Here is a 23,874-nt window from a genome sequence, read left to right on the forward strand (position 1 = left end):
CGCGCAAAAAAGAAGAAGAATCGGTAAACACGGGTTAATGAATTCGTCATTCGCACCCGGTATTGCTGGAATTAAAGAAGTACACCACCACGGGTGTACACGCCCCGCTTTGAGAGAGGCACCATGAGCACAAAAATTGCTATCAACGGTTTTGGCCGTATCGGCCGCAGCGCGATCCGCGCCATTGACGAGCTCGGCTACGACCTGGAACTGGTTGCGGTCAATGACCTGGCCAATGATGAAGACTTGGCCATGCTGGTCAAATACGACACCATCTTGGGCCCACGCCATGACGTCAGCTACGCCGACGGTGTGCTGACTTTCAACGGCAAACAAGTCAAAATGTTCGAAGAACCAGACCCAGCCAAGTTGCCGTGGAAAGACCTCGGCGTAGACATCGTGCTGGAATGCTCAGGCCACTTCACGAAGGGCCCGGCAGCCCGCAAGCATATCGAAGCCGGCGCCAAGAAGGTCATCATCTCCGCACCGGGCAAGGATATCGACGGTACCTTCGTCATGGGTATCAACGACCAGAACTACGACCCGGCGCAGCACGACATCATCTCCAACGCATCCTGCACCACCAACTGCTTGGCTCCGATGGTCAAAGTCATGCACGAGAACTTCGGGATCGTTGACGGTCTGATGACCACCATCCACGCCTACACCGGGGATCAGAACCTGCACGACTCGCCACACCACAAGGACCAGCGACGAGCTCGGGCCGCCGCCATGAACATGGTGCCGACCTCCACCGGCGCTGCCAAAGCCATCGGCGAGGTCATCCCGGAGTTGAAGGGCAAGCTCGATGGCTTCGCGATGCGCGTTCCGGTCATCACCGGTTCCGCGACCGACCTGACCGTCGAACTCGAACGACACGTTGAGGTCGAAGAGGTCCAAGCCGCGTTCAAGAAAGCTTCAGAAGAAGGCCCGCTGGCCGGCTACCTGAAGTACTCCACCGATCCGATCGTGTCCTGGGACATCGTCAAAGACCCACACTCCACCATCTTTGATGCACCCCTGACTAAATCCATCGGCAAGACCGTAAAGATCGTCGGCTGGTACGACAACGAATGGGGCTACACCGCCCGCCTGCTCGATCTGACCGCACTGGTGGCCAGCAAACTCTAATCGAGCACAACTGCATGTCTGCCGACCGCCGGATGAGGGAAACCTGCCGGCGGTCGCGCAGCATCAACACCTTGATATTTACCTCAAAAGACCGGCACAAGCGATAGGCTAAAGACCATGACTGCACAAACCATCCAAGACCTTCTGGCCGCTGGTGTGCGCGGCCGCCACATCCTGATTCGGTCCGATCTGAATACGCCGCTGGATAACGGCACCGTCAGCGACGACGGCCGTATCCGCGCCTCACTACCGGTCATTGAAAAACTCGCCGAAGCCGGTGCCAAAGTGATTGTTATGGCACACTTGGGCCGGCCCAAAGGCGAGGTCAACCCGGAGTTCTCCCTGAAGCCAGTTGCCGCCCGCATGTCCGACCTGACCAACGTGCCGGTCCAGCTGGCCGAAGACGTCACCGGCGAGTCAGCCCAACAGTTAGCCGCAGCACAAGAAAACGGCTCGATCCTGCTGCTGGAAAACGTCCGCTTCGACGCCCGCGAAACCTCCAAGGACGACGCAGAGCGCTCCGCGCTGGCCGATGAGATGGCAGCACTCACCGGCGAGAATGGCGCATACGTGGGAGATGCCTTCGGTGCCGTCCACCGCAAACACGCCTCGGTGTTCGACATTGCCGGGAAACTGCCGGCCTACCAAGGCGAACTCGTCGAGACCGAAGTCAAGGTACTCTCCGAACTCACCGGTGACCCGGCCCGGCCATACGTGGTGGTCTTGGGCGGTTCCAAAGTTTCGGACAAGCTCGCGGTCATTGACAACCTGATCGAACGCGCCGATTACCTGCTGATCGGTGGCGGCATGCTCTTTACCTTCCTGAAGGCACAGGGCCACAACGTTGGTTCCTCCCTGCTGGAAGAAGACCAGCTGGACACGGTCAAGGATTACCTGCGCCGTTCAGAAGAGGGCAACTGCAAGATTATCTTGCCGACCGACATCGTCATGGCGGAGAAGTTCGCCGCTGACGCCGCCCACGAAGTCCTCGCCGTGGACCGGCTGGAAGAAGGCGCCCGCGGTGCGGACGCTCTCGGTCTCGACATCGGCCCGGAATCTGCGCGGGCATTCGCCGATTACATTGCCAAGGCCAAGACCGTGTTCTGGAACGGCCCCATGGGCGTGTTCGAGTTCGATACCTTCGCTGACGGGACGCGCGCTGTCGCCGCAGCCATGGTGTCAGCCACCGCCGAGAACGACGCCCTCACCGTAGTCGGTGGCGGCGACTCAGCCGCAGCTGTGCGTCAGCTGGGCTTCCAAGACGACCAGTTCTCACACATCTCAACCGGTGGCGGTGCCTCACTGGAGTACCTGGAAGGCAAGAACCTGCCAGGTGTTGACGCATTGGAGGCAAAGTAAACCTCTATGGCGAAACAACTCGATAACAAGTTCATCCGCACGCCGCTGATTGCCGGCAACTGGAAGATGAACATGGACCACCAGCAGGCCATCACGCTGCTGCAAAAGCTCGCGTGGACCCTGAAGGACGCTAACCATGATTTCGAACGGGTCGAAGTCGCGGTCTTCCCGCCTTTCACCGACCTGCGTTCGGTCCAAACCCTGATCATGGGAGACAAGCTCAAGGTCAAGCACGGTGCCCAGGACCTATCCGAACATGACTCCGGTGCCTACACCGGGGACATCTCCGGGGCCTTTTTGTCCAAGCTCGGCTGCGAATACGTGTTGGTGGGCCACTCGGAACGCCGTCAGTACCACGGTGAGGATGATGAGATCTGCGCCGCGAAGATCAAAGCTGCCTTCAAGCACGAATTGGCGCCAGTGCTCTGCATCGGTGAAGGACTTGATGTTCGTCAGGCGGGGGAGCACATCCAGTTCACGCTGGCCCAGCTCTCCGGTGCGTTGGAGAACCTGGTAGGCGAACTGACTGAGGCGCAGCTGGGCTCCCTCGTGGTCGCCTACGAGCCCGTGTGGGCGATTGGCACCGGTGAAGTAGCCGGCCCAGCAGAGGCAGGCGAAATGTGCACCGCGATTCGTGGTCGACTCACCGAGCTGGTCGGCGAAGAAGTCGCACAGCAGATCCGAGTGCTGTACGGTGGCTCCGTGAAAGCGGAATCAATCGCTGCCCTGATGGCTGAAGAAGACATCGATGGTGCTCTGGTCGGTGGCGCGAGCCTTGATGCGACCGAATTTGCTAATATTGTTAGGTTCGAGCATCACTTGATGCGCTAGGAAACCGGAAGGCTAAAGTGGACGCCCTCAAAATCACCCTGCAGATTCTGCTGCTGGTCATCTCAGTGCTCATGGTCGTGCTAGTTCTGCTGCACAAAGGCCGTGGCGGCGGTATGTCTGACATGTTCGGTGGTGGCGTCAGCTCTTCGCTTGGCTCCTCCGGTGTCGCTGAACGAAACCTCACCCGACTCACGATCTTCCTCGGCCTGTTCTGGGGCCTGATCATCGTCGCACTCGGGCTGATCCAGAAGTTCAGCGTCGACTTCTAGCACGCATATTTGAAAACTGTGGCCTGATTCCAGACTGGAATCAGGCCACAGTTGGTTTAAGGCTGAAAAGGTGCGGTTAGTGTTCGCCGCGCGGGAGCTTCTCCGCGGCGGCATGATCCAGCCACCACATTGTTTGTTCGGCACCGTAGACCTTGCTCACGGGCAGCTCTGAGGCTTCGGAGGTGAAAGCCTCCGCGAGGACGGGTGCTTTTTCCGCACCGGTGGCTAGGATCCACACCCGGGCGGCACTGTTGATCATCTCGGTTGTCAGGGAGACACGCTCAGGCGGTGGCTTAGGGGAGTCACTCAACCCAACGGTGACCCCGGTGGACTGTGCCGCTGGGTGTCCGGGGAACAGGGAAGCCACGTGGCCGTCCGGGCCGACTCCGAGCATCACGACATCAAAGATCGGGGTACGTTCATCACGTTCTGAAGCGAAACGTTCCGTCAGCTCCGGATAGGCGGCCCTTAGCTGCTCCGCGTAGGCGTAGGCGGAGTCGGTCACATCATCTGAGTCTTCCGGCCCAAGGACTCGGTGGATGTTCTCGGCTGGTACCTTGGCGGTGGCAAAGAATTCCGCCAGCAACCCGTCATTGCGTTCAGGATCCCCGACCGGCACGTAGCGTTCGTCCCCGAACCAGTAGTGCACCGCAGCCCAGTCGACGGTGAAGAAGGTTTCGTCGTTGCGATCGTGGAGCTCCATGAGTCGGGCCGCGAAGGCTTTGCCCATGGACCCGCCGGTGCACACGATGGAAGCGGTGCCACCGGACTGTTGGCGCCGGGCGAGCACACCGATCAGGGCGGCGACCATTTCGGCGGCCAGCCGGTCAGCGTCAGGGAAAAGACGAAGATCAACGTTCTGAAGCACGGACACTCCTTAGATTGGTTCGCGGCAACCCTTTTTGAACAACCTCACCAAAGGTCTCATCCGGATCGAGACGGCGCAGTTCTTCAGCAAGGCAGTCCGCGAGCGTTCTTTTTGGCATCGAAATGTGTTGGACCGGGTCTTCTGGTCGGTACAGCTGGGCCACATCCCCCATGGACCGAGACAGCACAATGTCGCCCTTTTGGCGGCTGAACCGAACAGCGGTGATCCCAGAACCACGCGGGGCCGAATTGATGGTGATCGGGCAGCGCAGGGCCCGGGTCAGCCACGCGGCCAGCAGCACGGTGGAAGGGGAGTCGGCGGCGCCCGCAACGGTGATGTGGTTGATTGTGGCCGGGTCCACGAGGTCAAAAATGGCGGCGAGTTGGATGCGCCAACTGGTGGTGCGAGTCCATGACAGGTCGGTGTCACCAGCCTGATAGTTCTTCGACAGTGCTTCAAGAGCCCCACGCACATCGATCGCGTTCCCGGCATCGGTGATCCGCCGGTGTGCGATGCTGCCCAGTTGGGAGTCAGCAGGTTTTGTGGGAGCGGTGTGCGGCCACCACACCACGATCGGCGCATCCGGTAGCAACAAGGCGGAGACCATGGACTCGGTGTGCTCGGCCAGAGTGCCCGAACCGAAGAGAAGAATCACCTCGGAGGCGCCGGCGTCGCCGCCCACGCGAATCTGCGCATCGAGTTTGGTTTCGGCGAACTTGTCCCCGGTGACTAACACGATGATCCGGCAGGGGTGTTCCCGACTGGCGATGTTGGCCGCCTGGATGGCTTCTTCCTCTTTGCCTGCTTCGGTCGCGACGATCAGGGTCAAGACCCGGGACAGTGCGATCACGCCGCCGTCTTCGCGGATTTGGCCCAGCTTTTTGGCCACTTGTGAGGTGGTCGTATCTGGCAGATCGATTTTCATGGTCGCCGCCACATCCTTCCATCTCGGGCCAAAAGTTCATCTGCGGAGGCCGGCCCCCACGAGCCTGGAGCGTACGGTTCTGGCTGCTCCGGCAATGATTCCCAATATTGTTCAAAGGGGTCGAGGATCTTCCACGACAGCTCGACTTCTTCGTGTCGGGGGAACAGCGGTGGTTCACCCAGCAGGACATCTAGGATAAGCCGCTCGTAGGCTTCCGGGGAAGACTCGGTGAAGGCGTGACCGTAGCCGAAGTCCATGGTCACATCCCGGACTTCCATTTGGGTGCCTGGCACCTTGGAAGCGAAGCGGATGGTTGCGCCTTCATCCGGCTGAACCCGGATCACGACCGCGTTTTGGCCGAATTCATCGTCCCCGTGATCGCGGAACAGCAAGTTCGGTGCTTTCTTGAAGACCAGCGCGATCTCCGTGACACGTCGGCCAAGACGCTTGCCGGCACGCAGGTAGAACGGCACGCCGGCCCAACGGCGGGTGTTGATGTCCAAGCGCAGAGCCGCATAGGTCTCGGTTTTTGAAAGCGGGTTGAAGCCTTCTTCATCGAGGAAACCGGTGACTTTCTCGCCACCTTGCCAGCCGGAGGTGTACTGGCCCCGAGCGCAGGCCTTGGAGAGGTCTTCAGGTAGCTGGACTGCAGCGAGAACCTTCTCTTTTTCTGCACGCAATTGCTCGGCGTCGAAGGAGATGGGTTCTTCCATGGCGGTCAGCGCGAGCAACTGTAACAGGTGGTTCTGGATGACGTCGCGGGCCGCACCGACCCCGTCGTAATAGCTGGCGCGTCCACCAATACCGATGTCCTCGGCCATGGTGATTTGGACGTGATCTACGTGGTCGGAGTTCCACAGTGGTTCAAAGAGGGCATTGGCGAATCGTAAGGCCAAGATGTTCTGCACTGTTTCCTTGCCCAAGTAATGGTCAATGCGGAACACATCATCTGCGTCGAAGACGGCTTCAATGACGGCGTTGAGTTCTTGGGCTGAGGCTAGGTCGTGACCGAACGGTTTTTCGATGACGACGCGCCGGAAAGGAGGGTGTGCATCATCGGTGCCGGCCAAGGACACTTTGCCTGCTAGTCCGTGATCGGAGAGCTGCTGGCAGACAAGCTCAAAAGAGTTGGGTGGGATGGACAGGTAGAAGACGTGGTTGCCGCGGGTCCCGCGTTCGGTCACGAGCGCGTCAAGGGTTTCGCGCAGATTTTCAAAGGCTTCATCTGAATCGAAACCGCCGGAGATGAAGCGCAGCCCGCCGGCGAATTGGCGCCACACGGCCTCATTGAACTCGGTTCGGGCGCCAGCCTGGACGGCTTCTAGGACGTAGTCGGCGAATTCTGCGTGGGACCACTCCCGGCGGCCGAAACCGACCAGGGAGAACGAAGGTGGCAGCAGACCACGGTTGGCCAGGTCATAGATGGCTGGGAGCAGCTTTTTGCGGGCCAAGTCACCGGTGACGCCGAACAGGATCAGTGCTGAGGGGCCTGCGATCCGGGTGAGCCGTCGATCGCGCGGATCACGCAGCGGGTTGGCACAAGAGGTCTCTTTCATACTGTGTTCAAGGATGCCACAAGATCGGCCAGCTGGCGGATGCCGGCGGCCCGATCCGTCAGTGACAGTCGCAACACCGGCAGCCGGTGGCCTGCCAGTACGCTCGCGTCACCGTCGGCCTGGGCTTGAATCAGCTGACCGAAACCAAAGGGCCGCCCGGGGATGTCATGCTCGGGCTGGTCCGTGGTGGTGATCTGTAAGAAGACACCGTTGGCGGGGCCACCCTTGTGGTACTGGCCCGTGGAGTGCAGGAAGCGTGGACCCCACCCGAAGGTCACCGGGCGGCCAATGTTTGCCGCCAACGTGTCCCGGATCTGCTCGAGTTCGGTGTCTGCTTCGCGGTCCAAATACGCCTGAATGGAGAGGTAGCCGGTGCTCTTGACGGCCGCGGTGAGCTGTTTGAGGGCCTCCTGCAGGCTGCTGGCGCTGTCGAAGGGGCCGGAGGGCAGCATGGCGATGGTGTCTTCAGCGAAGTTCGGGGCCGGTGGCACCGGTTCTTCCGCCAATTGTTTGCGTGCCGCGACTTTAGCGGACTCCACATCCGGCTGGTCGAAAGGATTCACCGGCGCGAACGTGCACGCTAGCGATGTTGCGGCCTCCCAGAGGAAGAACTGTGCTCCGAGCGGGCCGTGCAGGGCGATGGCGTCTTGGCCTTCGGCCAACGAGTAGTCGTCGTCTTCTCCCAGCAGGTGGATACGGATGGCATCATCGAGCCCGTGGGTTGCTTCGTAGGCCTCCGGGCTGACGGGCACGGGCAGCAAGCCGTAACCGTTCTTGCCGGTGGACTCGGCAATGAGCTGTTCGGCCCACGCACCGAACCCGGGTAGGACCGGTTGGACGTCGGTGCCGTGGTTGATGATGATCAACTTATCCCGCAGCGGTTGGGTGCCGCCGAGCGCCGCTGCCAATTGCAGGGCCATGTTGTCCGTGTCGTCTTCGCTGATGAGTTCGGCGATGGCCGCCGCGTCCTCCACGACGGCACGCGTATCGATGCCCGCTAACACGGTTGGCACAATGCCGAATGCGCTCAGTGCGGAGAACCGACCACCGATGTCTGGGTCCCCGTAGAAGATTTTACGGTAGCCGTCTTCGGTGGCGGTTTGAGCCAGCGGGGAACCCGGGTCGGTCACCACCACCACGTGGTCGGGGCCGTGCAGCCCGGCTTCTTCGCACGCGCCTAGGAAGGCACGACGCTGGGAGTCCGTTTCAGTGGTTGATCCGGACTTGGAGGCCACCACCATGACGGTTCTGGACAGGTCCCGGTCCAGCACCCGGCTGATGTGTGCCGGGTCCGTTGAGTCAAGGACCGTGAGGGTCTGTGCACCGGCGTCAGCAGCGATGAGTTCCGGCGCCAAGGAGGATCCGCCCATTCCGGCCAGAATGATGTGTTCGATGCCCGCTTCGCGCAGCTGCGCAGCGTAAGCCTCGGCTTCGTCTAAGGCCTTGTAGGCGTCTTCGAACGGTTGGGTCCAGCCGAGACGTTTGCTGGCTTCATCCACGGCATCGGGGCCCCACAGGGTGGGGTCTTGGTCCCGCATCATCCGGGAGGCTAACTGCTGGGTGATCATGGTTGGCAGGTGTTGATCAATTGCTGACGCTGCCGCGCCGTAGGCGGCGAATCCCAGTGCAGTCATCGCTGCTCCCTTCATCGGTGGTGTATGCGAGTTTTAGTGGTAGTAGGCATCCAAGGCTTGTTGGACCGAATCCAGCAGCTCCGCCCAAGCGTCCGTGAATTTGTCGATCCCTTCGGATTCAAGTTCCTCCACCACACGCTGGTAGGAGACCCCAGCTGCCTTTAGTGCTGAGAGTAGCTGTTCGGCTTCTGCGTACCGGGATTGAATGTAATTTTCGGTCACAGTGCCGTGGTCGGCGAACGCTCGCAGGGTCTTTTCCGGCAGCGTGTTCACGGTGTGTGGGGCGATCAGCTCATCCACGTATAGGGTGTCTGGCAGGGCTGGATCTTTGACACCGGTGGAGGCCCACAGCGGACGCTGCAGGTTGGCCCCTTGGGCGGCCAAGTACTTCCAGCGTTCAGTTTCCAGTGACTGCTCAAAGATTTGGTAGGCCAGTTGGGCGTTGGCCACACCGGCCTTACCGCGCAGCATGGAATCTGCTGGCAGCAGGGCGTCGATCTTGGTGTCGAGTCTGGAGACGAAGAACGATGCCACCGAGTGGATATCGTTCAACGGAATCCCGGCCGCATGTGCTTTCTCTAGTCCAAGCAGGTAGGCGTTGATCACTTCACGGTAGCGTCCTAGCGAGAAGATCAGGGTCACGTTGACGCTGATGCCCTCCCCGATGACTTCGGTGATGGCGGCCAGGCCAGCTTCTGTGGCCGGGATCTTGATCATGACGTTTGGTCGGCCCACGCGGACGGCTAGGTCCTTGGCTTGTTTAACGGTGTTTGCGGTGTCGTGCGCCAGGCGGGGATCGACTTCCAGGGACACCCGGCCATCTTGGCCACCGGTTGCGTTGTAGAGGTCGGCGAACTGGTCGCAGGCCAGCGCGACGTCGGTGCTGGTGACTTCGGTGACGGCACGTTCAGCGTCGGCACCGGATTCAGCCAACTTCGCCAACTGCTCTTGGTAAGCGCTGGAGTCTTTGAGCGCGTTCTGGAAGATCGCCGGGTTGGTGGTGACGCCCCGGATCCCGAACTCGGTCATCATTTCTTGCAGGTTGCCGGTGGTCAGGCGTGTGCGGTCGAGGTCATCGAGCCACAGGCTGACGCCGGCTTCGGTGATCGCTGCTGCGTTCTCGTTGTTGGCGGTAGCCATGTCTCAAGCTCCTAGTTGCTGGTTTTTGCCAGTGAGGTTTTGGCCGCTGCCACGATGGCCTCGGTAGTAATGCCGAACTCTTGGTAGAGGCGCTTGTAGTCAGCGGAGGCACCGAAGTGGTCAAGACCGATGATTTCACCGGCATCGCCGACGAATTCACGCCACCCCATGGGAGACGCGGCTTCGACCGACACGCGAGCCTTGATTTCTGGTGGCAAGACTTCGTCTTGGTAGCTCTGGTCTTGCTCCTTGAACCACTCGACGGACGGCAGTGAAACCACCCGGGTTGCGGTGCCCTCGGCCTGTAGCTGTTCGCGGGCTTCCAACGCCAGCCCGACTTCGGAGCCGGTGGCGATCAGGATCAGTTGCGGGGTGGTGATGGCACCGTCTGCGGTGGCTTCGGCCAAGATGTAACCGCCACGTTCGGTCAGTTCGGCCGAGGCGATTTCCTCAGGGGACCGGTCGATCACATCGATGTTCTGGCGGGAGAGGACAATGCCGGATGGCTTATCCGAAGTCTGCAGGATCTTCTTCCACGCATACACCGTCTCATTGGCGTCGGCCGGGCGAACCACGTTCAGGTTCGGGATGGCCCGCAAGGAAGCCAAGTGCTCGATCGGTTGGTGGGTCGGACCGTCTTCACCCAAACCAATGGAGTCGTGCGTCCACACGTAGATGGATGGCACACCCATCAGGGCGGACAGGCGAATCGCTGGGCGCTGGTAGTCCGAGAAAATGAGGAACGTTCCGGAGTAGGCCCGGGTTGGGGAGGACAAGGTGATGCCGTTGACGATCGCGGCCGCGGCATGCTCGCGGATACCAAAGTGCAGGGTACGACCGTAGGGGCCACCGGAGAAGGTTTCGGTCTGCTTTTCGTACGGGACGAATGATGCCGCACCGTCCATGGTCGTGTTGTTGGAGCCGGCTAGGTCGGCGGAGCCGCCCCACAGTTCCGGCAGGATCGGGCCGACAGCGGAGAGGACCTTGCCGGAGGCGGCGCGGGTTGCGATGGCCTCACCTGCGGAGAAGCGCGGCAGTTCGTTGGTCCAGTCTTCCGGCAGCTCGCCGGCGAGCATGCGGTTCAGCTCTTTCGCCCGTGCGGGGTGTTCGGTTGCCCACGCGTCGAAGCGTTCTTGCCAGTCGGCCTGCGCGGCTGCACCGCGCTCTTGGAGCTGACGGGCGTGGTCCAGAACTTCTTGATCGATGTGGAAGTTCACGGCAGTGTCAAAGCCCAAGGCTTCCTTCAGCCCGGCAACTTCGTCGCCACCGAGCTTGGAGCCGTGAATGCCACTGGTGTTTTGTTTGGTCGGGGAAGGCCAACCGATGATGGTGCGCAAGGAAATGATGGACGGCTTCTGGGTCTCAGCCTTAGCCGCCTGCAACGCCTTGTACAGAGCAGGTAAGTCTTCAACGTATTCGCCGGTTTCGGTCCAGTCCACCCGTTGGGTGTGCCAACCGTACGCTTCGTACCGGGCCAGCACATCCTCGGAAAACGCGATCTTAGTGTCGTCTTCAATGGAGATTTCATTGTCATCGTAAATGACGACAATGTTGCCCAGCTCCTGGTGTCCTGCCAGCGAGGACGCTTCAGAGGTGACCCCTTCCTGGACATCACCATCAGAGGCGATGACCCAGATGGTGTGATCAAAGACCGAGTCACCAGCGGGCGCCTCCGGGTCGAACAGGCCACGCATGCGGCGTTGGGCGTAGGCGAAGCCAACCGCCGAAGCCAAGCCCTGACCCAGCGGACCGGTCGTGATCTCAACCCCGTCGGTGTGCCGGAACTCGGGGTGGCCGGGGGTCGCCGAACCCCAAGTGCGCAGGGACTCGAGGTCTTCCATCTCTAGACCGTAGCCAGCTAGGAACAGCTGAAGGTATTGGGTCAACGAGGTGTGACCGGGGGAGAGGATGAACCGGTCCCGGCCCAACCAATTAGGGTCGGCCGGGTTGTTCCGCATCAGTTTCTGGTAGAGCAGATAGGCAACTGGAGCCAACGAGATCGCGGTGCCGGGGTGGCCGTTGCCCACCTTCTCGACCGCATCAGCTGCCAAGACACGCGCGGTATCTACGGCACGCTGATCAAGTTCATCCCAGTTGAGTTCCGGTGCGGAAACAGTTGCCACGATGCTAGGTACTCCTGTTGTGTGAGCGAAAATTCTGAGTTGCTCTAAGCCTATCTTGAAGCGTCAATGAGCAAGCGACATCACCACGATGTTAACGTCAGGTGAATTTTGGTCAGTTCGGTTCCCTTGGCGGTCCACGATACAATGACACAAGCGTAAATATTGTTCTTTTCCAAGCGTGAAATGAAGTGACGAGCAGACGTGGAGCAAACGGTGGCAACCGGTAATCCAAACCTTGAGGCGGGGCAGGTTCACTCGAACCCAAACCAGGCTGAGACACCCCAGAAAATCGGGTTCAAACGTAAAGCCAAAGCCTATTTCGCCCTCACTAAACCTCGTGTCATCGAACTTCTGCTGGTCACCACGTTACCGACCATGATCTTCGCCGAGCGAGGCTTCCCGAACATCTGGCTGGTCTTGGCCACGATGCTCGGTGGCGCGTTGGCGGCAGGTGCCTCCGGTGCCTTTAACAACTACATTGACCGCGACATCGATCACCTGATGGCACGGACCGAGAACCGGCCGCACGTCACCGGTGAAGTCAGTGCTCGTGAGACCTTCATTTTTGCTTCCATCTTGGCCGTATCCTCGATCGCCATTCTCTGGCTCGGCGCAAACTTCTTGGCGGCCATGCTCGGTGTTGGGGCCATCTTCTTCTACGTGGTTATCTACTCGCTGATCCTGAAACGCCGCACCCAGCAAAACATTATCTGGGGCGGAATTGCCGGTTGCTTCCCGGTCCTCATTGCGTGGGCCGCCGTACGCGACACGGTCGAAGCGCCAGCGTGGATCCTCTTCCTCGTGATCTTCCTGTGGACCCCGCCGCACTACTGGCCGCTGTCCATGAAATACAAGGACGACTACCAGGCCGCAGACGTTCCAATGCTGGGCGCAGTCGCTAACGCCAAGACCGTTTCCGTCCAGGTCGTGCTCTACGCGTACGCCACCGTTGCGATCTCCCTGCTGCTGATCCCGATGGGCTGGGCCGGACCGGTGTATTCGGTCGCCGCGCTGGCCTCCGGTGCATGGTTCATTTACGAAACCCACGTGCTGTACAACAAGGCACAGGCGCTCAAGGCTACCGAGAAGCAAGCGATGAAGGTCTTCCACCTCTCCATCAGCTACATGACGATTCTGTTCTTGGGTGTAGCGCTTGACCCGTTCATTGGTGGCCCACTGGTGACGATCGGCGGCTAAAAGCCTAGCGATCTAGCTTAGACGGACAACTCCCCGGACCCTGCATGAGGACCGGGGAGTTTTTCTGTGCGGGCTTCTCAGCGCGGAAGAAACACTGACCTTCCTGAGCGAGGATTCGACCCGGCGGGGCAATGGGTTCTCCTAGCGGTGCTGCGAGGCAGATCCAACGAACTCAACAAACGGGACAGCAACGAAGAGGGCATAAAAGTGCCGCCCACTGATTGCGGTGCAGGAGTGGGCGGCACTGAGAAACTATTGACTTGTTGCCGAGCCGGTCAGGCCGTTATGGGCGGTGCTGGCCGCTCTAGTCAGACGGCTGCAGGTAGCTGCTCCGGAACGCTGTGTACCCGATACTTGCTCAGCTGCTTATCCGCGGCGTAGGTGACGGCTGAGATGCTCAACCCGGTGCCCAGCAAGTGGAACAGCACCAGCACGATCGGTACACCGGTGAAGTATTGAACGTACCCGATCACGCCCTGATAGAGGATCGCGGCAACCAGCAATACCACGCTGCGCTTCTGCGTTGCGCTGCCGCCGATCTTGAACGTCAGGAAGGTAAGAATCAATGCCGCCGCGGTCAAGATCCACACCGGGGCGACGTGAATGCGGGCCACCAACTCAAGATCAAAGTTGTGCCGCGGTGCTCCAGGGTCGCCGGCGTGCGGGCCGGTCCCGGTGACAATTGTCCCGAAGAAGACAGACAACGCCATGAAGATGATTAGGGAACCGGCCAGCATTCGGGTCGTGCCGGTGGTGGGACCATCCACGATGGGCGCATGCGCTGCTAGTTCACCCTTGCTGCGCCGATGCTCGGCGGCAACACGAACCAGCATCAACGTCGCCACGGCAACCATGATGGCCGAGACGAGGAAGTGGCCTGCGACAACCCAAGGGTTCAGTCCGGACCAAACGGTGATGCCACCCAGAACGGCCTGGATCGGAATGGTCATCATCAAGCCAATTGCCAGGCCAATGATCATGCGGAAGTGTTGCCGTTGCTTCCAGAGAACAACGACTAGCGCGAGTGCGATGCCGGCTAGGACGAACGTCAGAAGGCGGTTCCCGAACTCGATCGCCCCGTGCATGCCCAGTTCGGCGGTTGGCACCATGGATTCGGGGGTACATTTGGGCCATTCAGAACAACCCAGTCCCGACCCGGTTACGCGGACAGCACCACCGGTGACGATGATGCCCATCTCAGAAATCCAAGAGGCAATCGCTAAGCCGTAGGCCGATTTGGCAATCTTTGGCAGTTCGGTCTTGGTCATGGGTTCCTTTACTTCCACGAGAAGAATTTTACAGTCAATGCGGTCGCTCCCGCTGCCCAGGCGGAGAGGATCAGAAGCGGCAACAGGGCCCACTGTCCGTCCATGAGGGCAGCGCGCAAGCCGTCGCCGAGCGCTGCGGAGGGCAGCCACTGCAACAGCGGTGTCAAGAAGCCGGTTTGGCTCAGCGGAAACACGGAGCCGCCAGCGGCCCCGAGCAAGATCCACAGCAGGTTTGTGATGGCCAAGGTCGCTTCCGGGCGCAGCGTCCCAGCGACCAGCAGCCCCAAGGACGTGAACGCAACCGCGCCGATCAACAAGAAGACAAGGCCGGGAAGGATGCCCCCTAGTTCTGGGCGGTAGCCCAACACAAACGCCACCGTCAGCAGGACCACCAATTGGATCAAGAGTATGAGCATCACGGCGATGGCTTTGCCGAAGATCAACCCGGTGTTACCAATCGGCGTGGTGGACAGAAATCGCAATACGCCATACCGGCGGTCGAACGCTGTGCCAATACCCTGGGAGGTAAACGCCGAACTCATCACCGCGATCGCTAGGACACCCGGAGTCAGGATCTGAAGAGTGCTGTGCTCTTCCGTGTCGAGCAGACCGGCGGTATGCACACCAATGAGCACCATCACCGGGATGATGATCGAAACCAGCAGCTGTTCGCCGTTGCGCAGCATGTTGACCGTCTCGTAGAGACCTTGCCGGAAGACACGCTGGGCGAGAGAAACCGAATGGCCCGCGGGCCGCTGCTGCACCGGAGACCACGTTTTGGTGCTCTGCAGAGAATTCACTGGGCTAGCTCCGATTCTGAACCTTGTTGTTGGGCCACTTCGAAGAAGACATCCTCTAGGGTGCGGGGTCGGAAATGAAAATCTAGGGTCGTGACATCGTGGGCTGCCAAGATCTTGGCCACGACGGCCAGGTCAGCTGCACCACGACAGCCATCAAGAAGATATTTGTAGTTGCTCGAGCCGTTCGGCTCATCATGCAGCTCCGAGGCCGGCAACGCGTTGATCAGCTCGTTCCGCACGGTGGGTGACAGCGGCTCAGTCGTGCACAGCAACAACGGTTGAATTGAATCTGTGCCACGGTCTTGGCGAGTCAGTTCCGCAACCGTTCCGTGAGCTACCGTCTTACCTTGCTTAAGGAGGTACACGTAATCGGCTAGGGAATCTGCTTCAGAGAGCAAGTGCGTTGTCAGCAAAATTGTCATCCCGGCAGCTTTGAGCTCCAAGATGAAATCAAAAACGATCTGGCGAGATTGCGGGTCTAGTCCTGCTGAGGGTTCATCAAGGAAGACAAACTCCGGTTTGCCTAGGAGCGCGGCTGCCAGAGCGAGGCGTTGCTTTTGTCCACCAGAGAGATTTCTGATGGTAGTTTTCGCGTACTCATCAATGCCAAGCCGAGCCTTCAACTCGGCCACGTCTGCGGGTTCTTGGAAGAAGCCGGCGACGTGATGCAGAAGCCGATCGGCAGTCAAGGAGGGCGGCAAGCCACCGTCTTGAAGCATCACGCCGACGCGTGAACGCAACGCAGCACTGGCTCGATACGGGTTTTCACCCAACAGCTTCACATCACCACTGTTGGGACGTTCCAATCCTTGAGCGATCGATAGGAGAGTGGTCTTACCCGCGCCGTTCGGACCAAGTAGGACGGTGATGGAGCCTGGTTCGGCCGCCAAGAAAGCCCCGTCGAGAATGACTTTGTCCTTAACGCGGTAATGAACATCGGTTGCGATCAGCGCGGAGGACGAGTTGGCAGGCAGCGGGGAGGTAGACACGGTTCTCCATTCTACATAGCGACCCTGAATTTCTACTGGACGTAGAGCGTGTTTCCACAATGTGGAATAAGTCTCGCCTTACTAGTCACGGAATAATAAATACGCAATCATTGTTTTGTGTAATAGCTGCCCGGACTGGGCGAGCTTTGACTACACCATCTTGGTTGTCCGGATTTAGACGGCCAGAGAAGGAGATATGGCAGCAGAATCTGATCTTCAGAATCTCGACGCCACCGACACAGCAAAAACTGCTCCGGTGGTGAGCACCCGTGACCGGGTGCTAGCCGCCGTGCTTGAACACGGTCCCATCGCTGCAGCTGAGATCGGTAAGCGGCTCGGACTGACGGCCGCCGCCGTGCGCCGCCACCTTGACCAGCTCTCAGCCGATTCCCTCATTGAAGTTAAACGTATTGCCGGCCGAGCCTCCGGGGCAGGTCGTCCAGCCCGTGCCTACGTGGTCAGCCGGCAAGGACAAACCCAAATCGGTAATGACTACCTCAACATCGCTACAGCTGCCCTGCGTCAGTTGCAGCAGGTGATGGGGGACGACGCGGTACAGGATTTCGCGGCCCGTCGTTTTGACTCCATGGCCCAGCGCTACCGCGCAGAGGTCGACGCAGCACCAACACTTGAAGGCAAAGTCGATGCGCTCGTGGAAGCGTTGAACCGGGATGGGTTCGTTGCTTCCACACGGCACATCGCACAAAATCACCCCAACCCTGCCATGCATTCCATGCAGATTTGTCAGGGCCACTGTCCCATCCAAGATCTTGCTCGGGAGTTCCCCGAATTCTGTGAGCAGGAGGCGGAAGTCTTTGCTGAACTTCTGGGTGTGGACGTGCGCAGACTTTCCACCATGGCGGCCGGTGGCCACGTGTGTACGACACACGTTCCCGTCGGCCGACTGAAGGTCCTCGCACAACAACAGGCAGCACAACGTGGGGAACAACGCCAAAGCGTCGCCCCACGCAGAACCATCCGAGTATCCACACGGAAACAGGAGAAGTCGTCATGACTGACATTGCAAAAGAAAGCACCCAAGACGCGGGTGTGATCTCTGAGATTCTGGAGGCTAACCCAGAACTGGAAGGGATCGGAACATACGAGTACGGCTGGGCCGACTCCGATGAGGCCGGTGCTCTTGCTGAGCGTGGCCTGAGCGAAGAAGTTGTTCGCAACATCTCCGCGCTGAAAGACGAACCAGAGTGGATGCTGGATATCCGCTTGAAGGGCCTGAAGTACTTCGAGCGCAAGCCAATGCCGCTGTGGGGTCCAGACCTGTCTGACCTGGATTTCGACAACATCAAGTACTTCGTCCGCTCCACCGAGCGTCAGGCCCAGACCTGGGAAGACTTGCCAGAAGAAATCCGCAACACCTACGAAAAGCTGGGTATCCCCGAAGCTGAGCGTAACCGCCTGGTTGCCGGTGTTGCCGCGCAGTACGAATCTGAGGTTGTGTACCACCAGATCCGTGAAGACCTTGAAGATCAGGGCGTGATCTTCCTTGATACCGATACCGGTCTGAAAGAACACCCTGAGTTTTTCCAAGAGTACTTTGGCTCCGTCATCCCGGTTGGTGACAACAAGTTTGCTGCCCTGAACACCGCTGTGTGGTCCGGTGGCTCCTTCGTGTACGTTCCGAAGGGCGTCCACGTGGAAATCCCACTGCAGGCCTACTTCCGCATTAACACCGAGAACATGGGGCAGTTCGAACGCACCCTGATCATTGCGGACGAAGACTCCTACGTGCACTACATCGAAGGTTGCACCGCCCCGATCTACAAGTCGGACTCGCTGCACTCCGCTGTCGTGGAGATCGTCGTGAAGAAGGGCGCACGCGTCCGCTACACCACCATCCAGAACTGGTCCACCAACGTGTACAATCTGGTGACCAAGCGCGCTATCTGTGAAGAAGGCGCCACCATGGAATGGGTCGACGGCAACATCGGTTCCAAGGTGACCATGAAGTACCCAGCCATCTACCTCACCGGCGAGCACGCCAAGGGTGAGACCCTGTCCATCGCTTTCGCTGGCGAAAACCAGCAGCAGGACACCGGCTCCAAGATGGTCCACATGGCTCCAAACACCTCTTCGACCATCGTGTCCAAGTCCGTGGCCCGTAACGGTGGGCGTTCGGCTTACCGCGGTCTGGTCCAGATCCACGAGGGTGCCAAGAACTCCAAGAACAACGTTGAATGTGACGCGCTGTTGGTGGACACCATCTCCCGCTCGGACACCTACCCGTACATCGACATTCGGGAAGACGACGTGGAACTCGGTCACGAGGCAACCGTGTCCAAGGTCTCCGAAGACCAGCTGTTCTACTTGATGAGCCGCGGCCTTGAGGAAGACGAAGCAATGGCGATGATCGTCCGTGGCTTCGTTGAACCAATCTCCCGTGAGCTGCCAATGGAATATGCGCTCGAACTCAACCGCCTGATCGAATTGCAGATGGAAGGATCAGTGGGCTAAACGTGTCCAAACTGGAAGATCTGAAAGAAGCCGGCGTGCACGCCGCAGAAAAAATTAAAGAAACCGCGACCGACTTGGTGAACAAGGTGACGCACGGTTCTTCGGCCAAGCCAGCTATCCCAGGCTTCACTGAAGAAGGCGAGCAGCTCGTTCCGTTGACGGCGCCATCCAAGGCTAAGGGCGGCTCCACGCAGTCCCGCGCCGATCGCCCAACCAGCTTCAACGTCGCTGACTTTGACCTGCCAGGTGGCCGCGAGGAAGAGTGGCGTTTCACCCCGCTGAAGCGCATCAAGTCCCTGTTGTCCGATGAGGCCGGCGACGCAGCTGCACTCGAGTTCAGCACCACCGCCCCAGAAAACTGGGTCAAGGCCCCACTGGCCATCGGCGCAGCCCCACGCGGCACCGCCATCTTGCCAGCTGACCGCGCGGCCGTCGTTGGTTACGCCAACACCCCGGAAGCGAACTACATTTCCGTGCCAGCCGGTGAAAACAGCACCGAGCCTGTTTACGTGTACTTCAAGGGTCAGGCAGAAGGCACCCGCGTCAACGGTCACACCGTGATCGAAGTGGGCGAAAACGCTTCGGCAACCATCGTCCTGGAGCACACCGGTGCCGCCGACTACAACGGCAACGTCGAGTACATTGTGCGCGAAAACGCCTCCCTGACCGTGATCAGCCTGCAGCTGTGGGATGACAAGGCCAAGCACGCAGCCCAGCACGATGCCCTCGTCTACGGCGGTGGCCAGTACCGTCAGATCGCCATCACCATCGGTGGCGACTTGGTACGGTTCAACGCCAACGTGCGCTACGCCGGTGAAGGCGGCGACGCCCGCCTGTACGGCCTGTACTACGCGGACGCTGGCCAGCACCTGGAGCACCGCTCCTTCGTGAACCACAACGAGCCACGCAATGCCTCCAACGTGCTCTACAAGGGCGCGCTGCAGGGTGATGGGGCACGTACCGTCTGGGTTGGCGATGTCATGATCGCCAAGAACGCAGCCGGCACCGACAGCTACGAGAAGAACCAGAACCTGATTCTGACCGATGGCACCCGGGCCGACTCCATCCCGAACCTCGAAATCGAAACTGGTCTGATTGAAGGTGCAGGTCACGCTTCAACCACCGCCCGGTTCGACGAAACCCAGCTGTTCTACCTGATGAGCCGCGGTATGGACGAAACCACCGCACGCCGTCTGGTGGTTCGCGGCTTCCTGAACGAGATCGTTCAGCAGATCCGGATCCCAGAAATCGAAGAGCGGATCCAAGAACTGCTCGAACAAGAACTCGCTATCAGCGGTAACTAACCAAACATACTTTTTCGTTCCTAACAGGAGAAATCAACACTCATGTCAACTCTTGAAATTCGTGACCTGCACGTCTCCATCCGCATTGATGATGAGACCACCAAGGAAATCCTCAAAGGCGTCGACCTGACCATCAAGTCCGGTGAAATCCACGCCGTCATGGGCCCGAACGGTTCCGGTAAGTCCACCCTGGCTGCCACCATCGCCGGTCACCCACGCTACGAAGTCACCTCCGGCACCATCACCCTCGACGGTGAAGACGTGCTAGACATGGAAGTCGACGAGCGTGCCCGCGCGGGCCTGTTCCTGGGCATGCAGTACCCAGTCGAGGTCCCAGGTGTCACCATGACCAACTTCCTGCGCACCGCCAAGACCGCGATCGATGGCGAGGCTCCAAACATCCGTCACTGGACCAAGGACCTCAAGTCCGCCATGGAGAACCTGAAGATCGATCCATCCTTCGTGCAGCGCAACGTGAACGAAGGCTTCTCCGGCGGTGAGAAGAAGCGTCACGAGATCCTGCAGCTGGAACTGCTCAAGCCGAAGTTCGCCGTCCTGGACGAAACCGACTCCGGCCTGGACATCGACGCCCTGAAGATCGTCTCCGATGGTGTCAACCGTGCCATGGCTGAGAACGAGATGGGCACCTTGCTGATCACCCACTACACCCGCATTCTGAACTACATCAAGCCTGACTTCGTCCACGTTTTCGTTGACGGCAAGATGGTTGAAGAAGGCGGTCCAGAACTGGCTGAGCGTCTGGAAGCCGAAGGCTACGACCGCTACGCAGCCAACGCCTAAGCACACCTAAACCGAACGACCATCGGAGGTACACCATGAGCGAGAACGCCACCTCCAATGCAGCCAGCCAAACACCGCTGGAAGACATTGAAGAGGCCCTCAAGGACGTCATTGACCCGGAGCTGGGTGTCAACATTGTTGACCTTGGCTTGCTGTACGGGCTCAAGTACGCAGAAGACGGCGCGTTGTTGGTCGACATGACCTTGACGACTGCAGCCTGCCCACTCACCGACGTCATCGAAGCCCAAGTGGGCTCTGCGGTCGAACCGCTTGTCGATGAGTGGCGGTTGAACTGGGTGTGGATGCCGCCATGGGGTCCAGACCGGATCACCGACGACGGTCGTGAACAGATGCGAGCCCTCGGCTTCAATATCTAGTTCACTTCTAGGCTGACTCAGCAGTCACCTAAAAAGAACTGCAGAGAGCACAGTGGGGCGCTACCTTTTCGAAGGTAGCGCCCCACGAGTGTTTAACGATGCTGACTTGCCTCGGTTGTGGTGTCCTAGAGGTTCGAGCCGGAGACGTTGAAAGTGTCACAGCGGTTTACATCGCCGTGCTCGTAACCGGTCATGAACCACTTCATCCGTTGCTCCGAGGTGCCGTGGGTGAAGTTCTCCGGACGGACACGTTGGCCGGCCTTGCGCTGGATGGAGTCGTCGCCAATGGCCTCGGCCGCGTCAATGGCGTCCTTGAGCTGTTCCTGGCTGATCGGCTTCAAATAGGTTTCCCCAGTGTCATCGTCTTTGACCGTTGCGGCGTGGTGAGCCCACATACCGGCGTAGCAGTCAGCCTGAAGTTCCACCCGGACCGCAGGGGAAGTTGGCCCGGTCCCGCCTTGCTGGGAGTAGCGCAGCGTACCCATCATGTTCTGCATGTGGTGACCGTACTCGTGGGCGACCACATATTCTTGGGCGAGCGGGCCGGCGGAGGTGCCGAATTGCTTACGCAACACATCGAAGAAGGCCGGATCAAAGTAGGCGGTCTGATCGGCAGGGCAGTAGAACGGTCCCATGTCAGAGCTGGCCGACCCGCAGCCGGTGTTGACTCCGCCGTTGAAGATGACTAGCTCAGGTTGCTGGAAAGGTATGCCGTGCTTTTTTGCGTACGGGGCCCAAAAGGCGTCCAGAGATTCAGCCGTTGTGACAATACGGCAGTCGGCATGCTCGTTAGCATCAGCACCGGTGCGGCAGTGCTCTAAACTACTGGCCCCGGTCTGTTGCTGTTGCCCGGTATCACCACCGAGGAACGCGGTGAGATCCACGCCGGTGAACATCGCCAACAGCAGTAGAATCAGACCGCCGGCGCCACCACCAATGGCGATTTTGCCGCCGCCACCCATACCTCCGGATCCGCGCCGATCTTGGGCCCGACCGGGGTTAATCCGGATATTCTCATTGAAGCTCATGCCCTAAGTGTAAAGCAGGGTTACTGTTCGGTGTAGTAGTCGGCAAATATGGTGGGCAGGGTAGGTCCGTCGGCGTTGAGGCTGAAGCGTAGAATAGTTCAGGCGCTGTTTACGGACCACGTCCCGCCAGATACGCTGCGCAACCTTCAACCGTTAGGGTCTTTTGATGATTACTGTGTCCGATCTCGAGCTACACGCTGGAGCTCGAATCCTCATGTCCGAGGTATCTTTTCGCCTCGACAAAGGAGACAAAGTCGGGCTGGTCGGGCGCAACGGTGCGGGAAAAACGACCCTGACCAAGGTCCTTGCCGGGTTCGCACTCCCTGCGGCAGGCACCGTCAGCCGTACCGGAAGCATCGGTTATCTGCCGCAGGATCCAAAAGTCGAGAACATGGATCAACTCGCCAAGGACCGCATCTTCTCGGCTCGCGACTTGGACGGTGTGCTCCGGCGGATGCGGGAGGCGGAGAAGAAGATGGCCTACGGTTCGGCCGAGACCAAGGAAAAGGCCATGAACCAATACGGCAAACTGGAGCAGCGTTTCCAAGCGGCCGGTGGCTACGCAGCCGAATCGGAAGCGGCCACCATCTGCGCCAACCTAGGACTACCGGAAAAAGTACTCAACCAGCCACTCAAAACCCTCTCCGGTGGTCAGCGCCGCCGCGTGGAACTAGCCAGGATTCTCTTCTCTGACGCGGAACTGCTGCTGCTGGATGAGCCCACCAACCACCTAGATCAAGACTCCATCGTGTGGCTGCGAGACTTCTTGAAGGCCTACCCGGGTGGGTTCATGGTGATTTCCCACGACGTAGAGTTGATGGACCAAATCGTCAACAAGGTTTTCTACCTTGACGCCAACCGTGCCGTGATTGACCAGTACAACTTGGGTTACCGCGCCTACTTGGAACAGCGCCAAATCGATGAGGCCCGACGCAAACGCGAGTACGCGAACGCCGCCAAAAAAGCTGAGGCGCTCATCGCTCAAGGTGAGAAGATGCGGGCCAAGGCCACCAAGGCGGTCGCCGCCCAGAATATGTTCAAACGCGCCCAGCGGCTGCTGGATTCAGTTGAAGCCGAACGGCAAAGTGACAAGGTTGCGGCGATCCGCTTCCCGGCACCGGCAGCCTGCGGGCGCACCCCGTTGCAGGGCCGCTCGTTGAGCAAATCGTACGGATCCACCGAGATCTTCACCGCTCTGGATCTGAACATTGACCGCGGCAACAAAGTTGTTGTGCTTGGTTTCAACGGTGCCGGTAAAACGACGCTGCTGCGTTTGCTAGCAGGGATCGAAGAGCCCGATGCAGGGGAAGTCATTCACGGTCACGGACTCAAACTCGGCTACTACGCCCAGGAACATGACACACTCGACACCAACCGCACTGTCTTAGAGAACATGCGTTCGGCTGCCCCTGATCATCTCGGGGATACCGAGGTGCGGACTCTGTTGGGCTCGTTCTTGTTCTCCGGCGACGACGTGGACAAACCAGCAGGGGTGCTCTCCGGTGGTGAAAAAACACGGTTAGCGCTGGCATCACTTGTGGCTTCTAGCGCGAATGTGTTGCTGCTCGATGAGCCGACGAACAACTTGGATCCGGCCAGCCGTGAGGAGATCCTCAACGCACTGCGCAATTACGAGGGAGCGGTTGTGCTCGTCACCCACGACGAGGGTGCCGTCGAGGCGTTGGACCCGGAACGAGTGCTGATTCTGCCCGACGGGGTCGAGGACTTCTGGTCGGCGGACTATCAGGAGCTCATCACCTTGGCTTAGTCTCGAAGGGACACCTGTGGTGAAAAGAGGTCCC

Annotated in this window: 21 protein-coding genes; 11 read left to right on the top strand and 10 right to left on the bottom strand. The window is 59.5% G+C overall.

Features of this window, described 5'->3' with window-relative positions; all coding sequences use genetic code 11:
* Positions 1-123 precede the first annotated feature (123 nt).
* The 4 genes from gap (at position 124) to secG (ending at position 3,590) form a co-directional block, all read left to right on the top strand.
* Complete coding sequence (gene gap, locus ACFFFR_RS00915) at positions 124-1,131, top strand: type I glyceraldehyde-3-phosphate dehydrogenase (protein WP_377457387.1); 1,008 nt, start codon at positions 124-126, stop codon at positions 1,129-1,131.
* 117 nt (positions 1,132-1,248) lie between these two features.
* On the top strand, positions 1,249-2,490 hold the full coding sequence (locus ACFFFR_RS00920) for a phosphoglycerate kinase (protein WP_377457389.1): 1,242 nt from the start codon (positions 1,249-1,251) through the stop codon (positions 2,488-2,490).
* A gap of 6 nt (positions 2,491-2,496) precedes the next feature.
* Positions 2,497-3,321 (top strand): triose-phosphate isomerase, encoded by an 825-nt coding sequence (tpiA, locus tag ACFFFR_RS00925; protein WP_377457391.1) that lies wholly within the window; start codon positions 2,497-2,499, stop codon positions 3,319-3,321.
* A gap of 17 nt (positions 3,322-3,338) precedes the next feature.
* Positions 3,339-3,590, top strand: coding sequence for a preprotein translocase subunit SecG (gene secG / locus ACFFFR_RS00930; protein ID WP_377457393.1), 252 nt, complete (start codon positions 3,339-3,341; stop codon positions 3,588-3,590).
* A 76-nt stretch (positions 3,591-3,666) separates the two neighbouring features.
* Here secG and pgl read toward each other — a convergent pair whose 3' ends face one another.
* The 6 genes from pgl to tkt are packed head-to-tail and all read right to left on the bottom strand — an operon-like array spanning position 3,667 to position 11,836.
* The gene (pgl, locus tag ACFFFR_RS00935) at positions 3,667-4,458 is read right to left on the bottom strand and encodes a 6-phosphogluconolactonase (RefSeq protein WP_377457395.1); all 792 of its coding nucleotides are present in this window, start codon (positions 4,456-4,458) and stop codon (positions 3,667-3,669) included.
* Positions 4,442-5,383 carry a glucose-6-phosphate dehydrogenase assembly protein OpcA gene (locus tag ACFFFR_RS00940; RefSeq protein WP_377457397.1) on the bottom strand — a complete coding sequence of 314 codons (942 nt, stop codon included), beginning with the start codon at positions 5,381-5,383 and terminating at the stop codon, positions 4,442-4,444. The genes pgl and ACFFFR_RS00940 overlap by 17 nt, the downstream gene beginning before the upstream one ends.
* Complete coding sequence (gene zwf / locus ACFFFR_RS00945) at positions 5,380-6,939, bottom strand: glucose-6-phosphate dehydrogenase (RefSeq protein WP_377457399.1); 1,560 nt, start codon at positions 6,937-6,939, stop codon at positions 5,380-5,382. Before zwf ends, ACFFFR_RS00940 begins: the two co-directional genes overlap by 4 nt.
* Positions 6,936-8,573 (bottom strand): phosphoglucose isomerase-related protein, encoded by a 1,638-nt coding sequence (locus tag ACFFFR_RS00950; RefSeq protein WP_377457401.1) that lies wholly within the window; start codon positions 8,571-8,573, stop codon positions 6,936-6,938. Before ACFFFR_RS00950 ends, zwf begins: the two co-directional genes overlap by 4 nt.
* 33 nt (positions 8,574-8,606) lie before the next feature.
* A complete protein-coding gene (gene tal, locus ACFFFR_RS00955) occupies positions 8,607-9,713 on the bottom strand; it encodes a transaldolase (protein WP_377457403.1) in 1,107 nt (368 codons plus the stop codon).
* Between the two features lie 11 nt (positions 9,714-9,724).
* Positions 9,725-11,836, bottom strand: coding sequence for a transketolase (tkt, locus tag ACFFFR_RS00960; protein WP_377457405.1), 2,112 nt, complete (start codon positions 11,834-11,836; stop codon positions 9,725-9,727).
* 213 nt (positions 11,837-12,049) lie between these two features.
* On the opposite strand from tkt, the gene ACFFFR_RS00965 reads away from it, so the two are divergent.
* Complete coding sequence (locus ACFFFR_RS00965) at positions 12,050-13,033, top strand: heme o synthase (RefSeq protein ID WP_377457407.1); 984 nt, start codon at positions 12,050-12,052, stop codon at positions 13,031-13,033.
* Between the two features lie 308 nt (positions 13,034-13,341).
* Here the strand turns inward: ACFFFR_RS00965 and ACFFFR_RS00970 are convergent, their stop codons facing one another.
* From ACFFFR_RS00970 to ACFFFR_RS00980, 3 genes are read right to left on the bottom strand one after another with little or no spacing between them, the layout of a single operon-like run.
* Positions 13,342-14,301: a COX15/CtaA family protein gene (locus tag ACFFFR_RS00970; protein WP_377457409.1), complete on the bottom strand. Its 960-nt coding sequence runs from the start codon at positions 14,299-14,301 to the stop codon at positions 13,342-13,344.
* 8 nt (positions 14,302-14,309) lie between these two features.
* Complete coding sequence (locus ACFFFR_RS00975) at positions 14,310-15,101, bottom strand: ABC transporter permease (protein WP_377457411.1); 792 nt, start codon at positions 15,099-15,101, stop codon at positions 14,310-14,312.
* Positions 15,098-16,090 (bottom strand): ABC transporter ATP-binding protein, encoded by a 993-nt coding sequence (locus tag ACFFFR_RS00980; RefSeq protein WP_377457413.1) that lies wholly within the window; start codon positions 16,088-16,090, stop codon positions 15,098-15,100. The genes ACFFFR_RS00975 and ACFFFR_RS00980 overlap by 4 nt, the downstream gene beginning before the upstream one ends.
* Positions 16,091-16,286: 196 nt before the next feature.
* Here ACFFFR_RS00980 and ACFFFR_RS00985 point away from each other — a divergent pair, with 196 nt between their 5' ends.
* From ACFFFR_RS00985 to ACFFFR_RS01005, 5 genes are all read left to right on the top strand, one after another.
* Positions 16,287-17,105 (top strand): helix-turn-helix transcriptional regulator, encoded by an 819-nt coding sequence (locus ACFFFR_RS00985; protein WP_377457415.1) that lies wholly within the window; start codon positions 16,287-16,289, stop codon positions 17,103-17,105.
* Positions 17,102-18,562, top strand: coding sequence for a Fe-S cluster assembly protein SufB (gene sufB / locus ACFFFR_RS00990; RefSeq protein WP_377457417.1), 1,461 nt, complete (start codon positions 17,102-17,104; stop codon positions 18,560-18,562). The genes ACFFFR_RS00985 and sufB overlap by 4 nt, the downstream gene beginning before the upstream one ends.
* A 74-nt stretch (positions 18,563-18,636) precedes the next feature.
* Entirely contained in the window at positions 18,637-19,866 is a 1,230-nt protein-coding gene (gene sufD, locus ACFFFR_RS00995) for a Fe-S cluster assembly protein SufD (RefSeq protein WP_377457863.1), read from the top strand.
* Between the two features lie 42 nt (positions 19,867-19,908).
* Positions 19,909-20,667 (top strand): Fe-S cluster assembly ATPase SufC, encoded by a 759-nt coding sequence (gene sufC / locus ACFFFR_RS01000; protein WP_377457419.1) that lies wholly within the window; start codon positions 19,909-19,911, stop codon positions 20,665-20,667.
* 35 nt (positions 20,668-20,702) lie between these two features.
* Complete coding sequence (locus ACFFFR_RS01005; RefSeq protein ID WP_377457420.1) at positions 20,703-21,044, top strand: metal-sulfur cluster assembly factor; 342 nt, start codon at positions 20,703-20,705, stop codon at positions 21,042-21,044.
* Positions 21,045-21,169: 125 nt separating this feature from the next.
* Here ACFFFR_RS01005 and ypfJ read toward each other — a convergent pair whose 3' ends face one another.
* On the bottom strand, positions 21,170-22,072 hold the full coding sequence (gene ypfJ, locus ACFFFR_RS01010) for a KPN_02809 family neutral zinc metallopeptidase (protein WP_377457422.1): 903 nt from the start codon (positions 22,070-22,072) through the stop codon (positions 21,170-21,172).
* Positions 22,073-22,238: 166 nt separating this feature from the next.
* On the opposite strand from ypfJ, the gene abc-f reads away from it, so the two are divergent.
* Positions 22,239-23,840 (top strand): ribosomal protection-like ABC-F family protein, encoded by a 1,602-nt coding sequence (gene abc-f, locus ACFFFR_RS01015; RefSeq protein ID WP_377457424.1) that lies wholly within the window; start codon positions 22,239-22,241, stop codon positions 23,838-23,840.
* The last annotated feature ends 34 nt before the right edge of the window (positions 23,841-23,874 follow it).

Origin of the sequence: Micrococcoides hystricis (genome assembly GCF_042434215.1) — a bacterium.
GTDB classification, from domain to species: Bacteria; Actinomycetota; Actinomycetes; order Actinomycetales; family Micrococcaceae; genus Micrococcoides; species Micrococcoides hystricis.

Coding starts and splice junctions, on each gene's coding strand:
- tpiA (WP_377457391.1), top strand. CDS start 2,497: ATGGCGAAACAACTCGATAACAAGTTCATCCGCACGCCGCTGATTGCC.
- ACFFFR_RS00970 (WP_377457409.1), bottom strand. CDS start 14,301: ATGACCAAGACCGAACTGCCAAAGATTGCCAAATCGGCCTACGGCTTA.
- sufB (WP_377457417.1), top strand. CDS start 17,102: ATGACTGACATTGCAAAAGAAAGCACCCAAGACGCGGGTGTGATCTCT.
- ACFFFR_RS00940 (WP_377457397.1), bottom strand. CDS start 5,383: ATGAAAATCGATCTGCCAGATACGACCACCTCACAAGTGGCCAAAAAG.
- tal (WP_377457403.1), bottom strand. CDS start 9,713: ATGGCTACCGCCAACAACGAGAACGCAGCAGCGATCACCGAAGCCGGC.
- zwf (WP_377457399.1), bottom strand. CDS start 6,939: ATGAAAGAGACCTCTTGTGCCAACCCGCTGCGTGATCCGCGCGATCGA.
- abc-f (WP_377457424.1), top strand. CDS start 22,239: ATGATTACTGTGTCCGATCTCGAGCTACACGCTGGAGCTCGAATCCTC.
- sufC (WP_377457419.1), top strand. CDS start 19,909: ATGTCAACTCTTGAAATTCGTGACCTGCACGTCTCCATCCGCATTGAT.
- ACFFFR_RS00950 (WP_377457401.1), bottom strand. CDS start 8,573: ATGACTGCACTGGGATTCGCCGCCTACGGCGCGGCAGCGTCAGCAATT.
- ACFFFR_RS00985 (WP_377457415.1), top strand. CDS start 16,287: ATGGCAGCAGAATCTGATCTTCAGAATCTCGACGCCACCGACACAGCA.
- ACFFFR_RS01005 (WP_377457420.1), top strand. CDS start 20,703: ATGAGCGAGAACGCCACCTCCAATGCAGCCAGCCAAACACCGCTGGAA.
- ACFFFR_RS00920 (WP_377457389.1), top strand. CDS start 1,249: ATGACTGCACAAACCATCCAAGACCTTCTGGCCGCTGGTGTGCGCGGC.
- gap (WP_377457387.1), top strand. CDS start 124: ATGAGCACAAAAATTGCTATCAACGGTTTTGGCCGTATCGGCCGCAGC.
- ypfJ (WP_377457422.1), bottom strand. CDS start 22,072: ATGAGCTTCAATGAGAATATCCGGATTAACCCCGGTCGGGCCCAAGAT.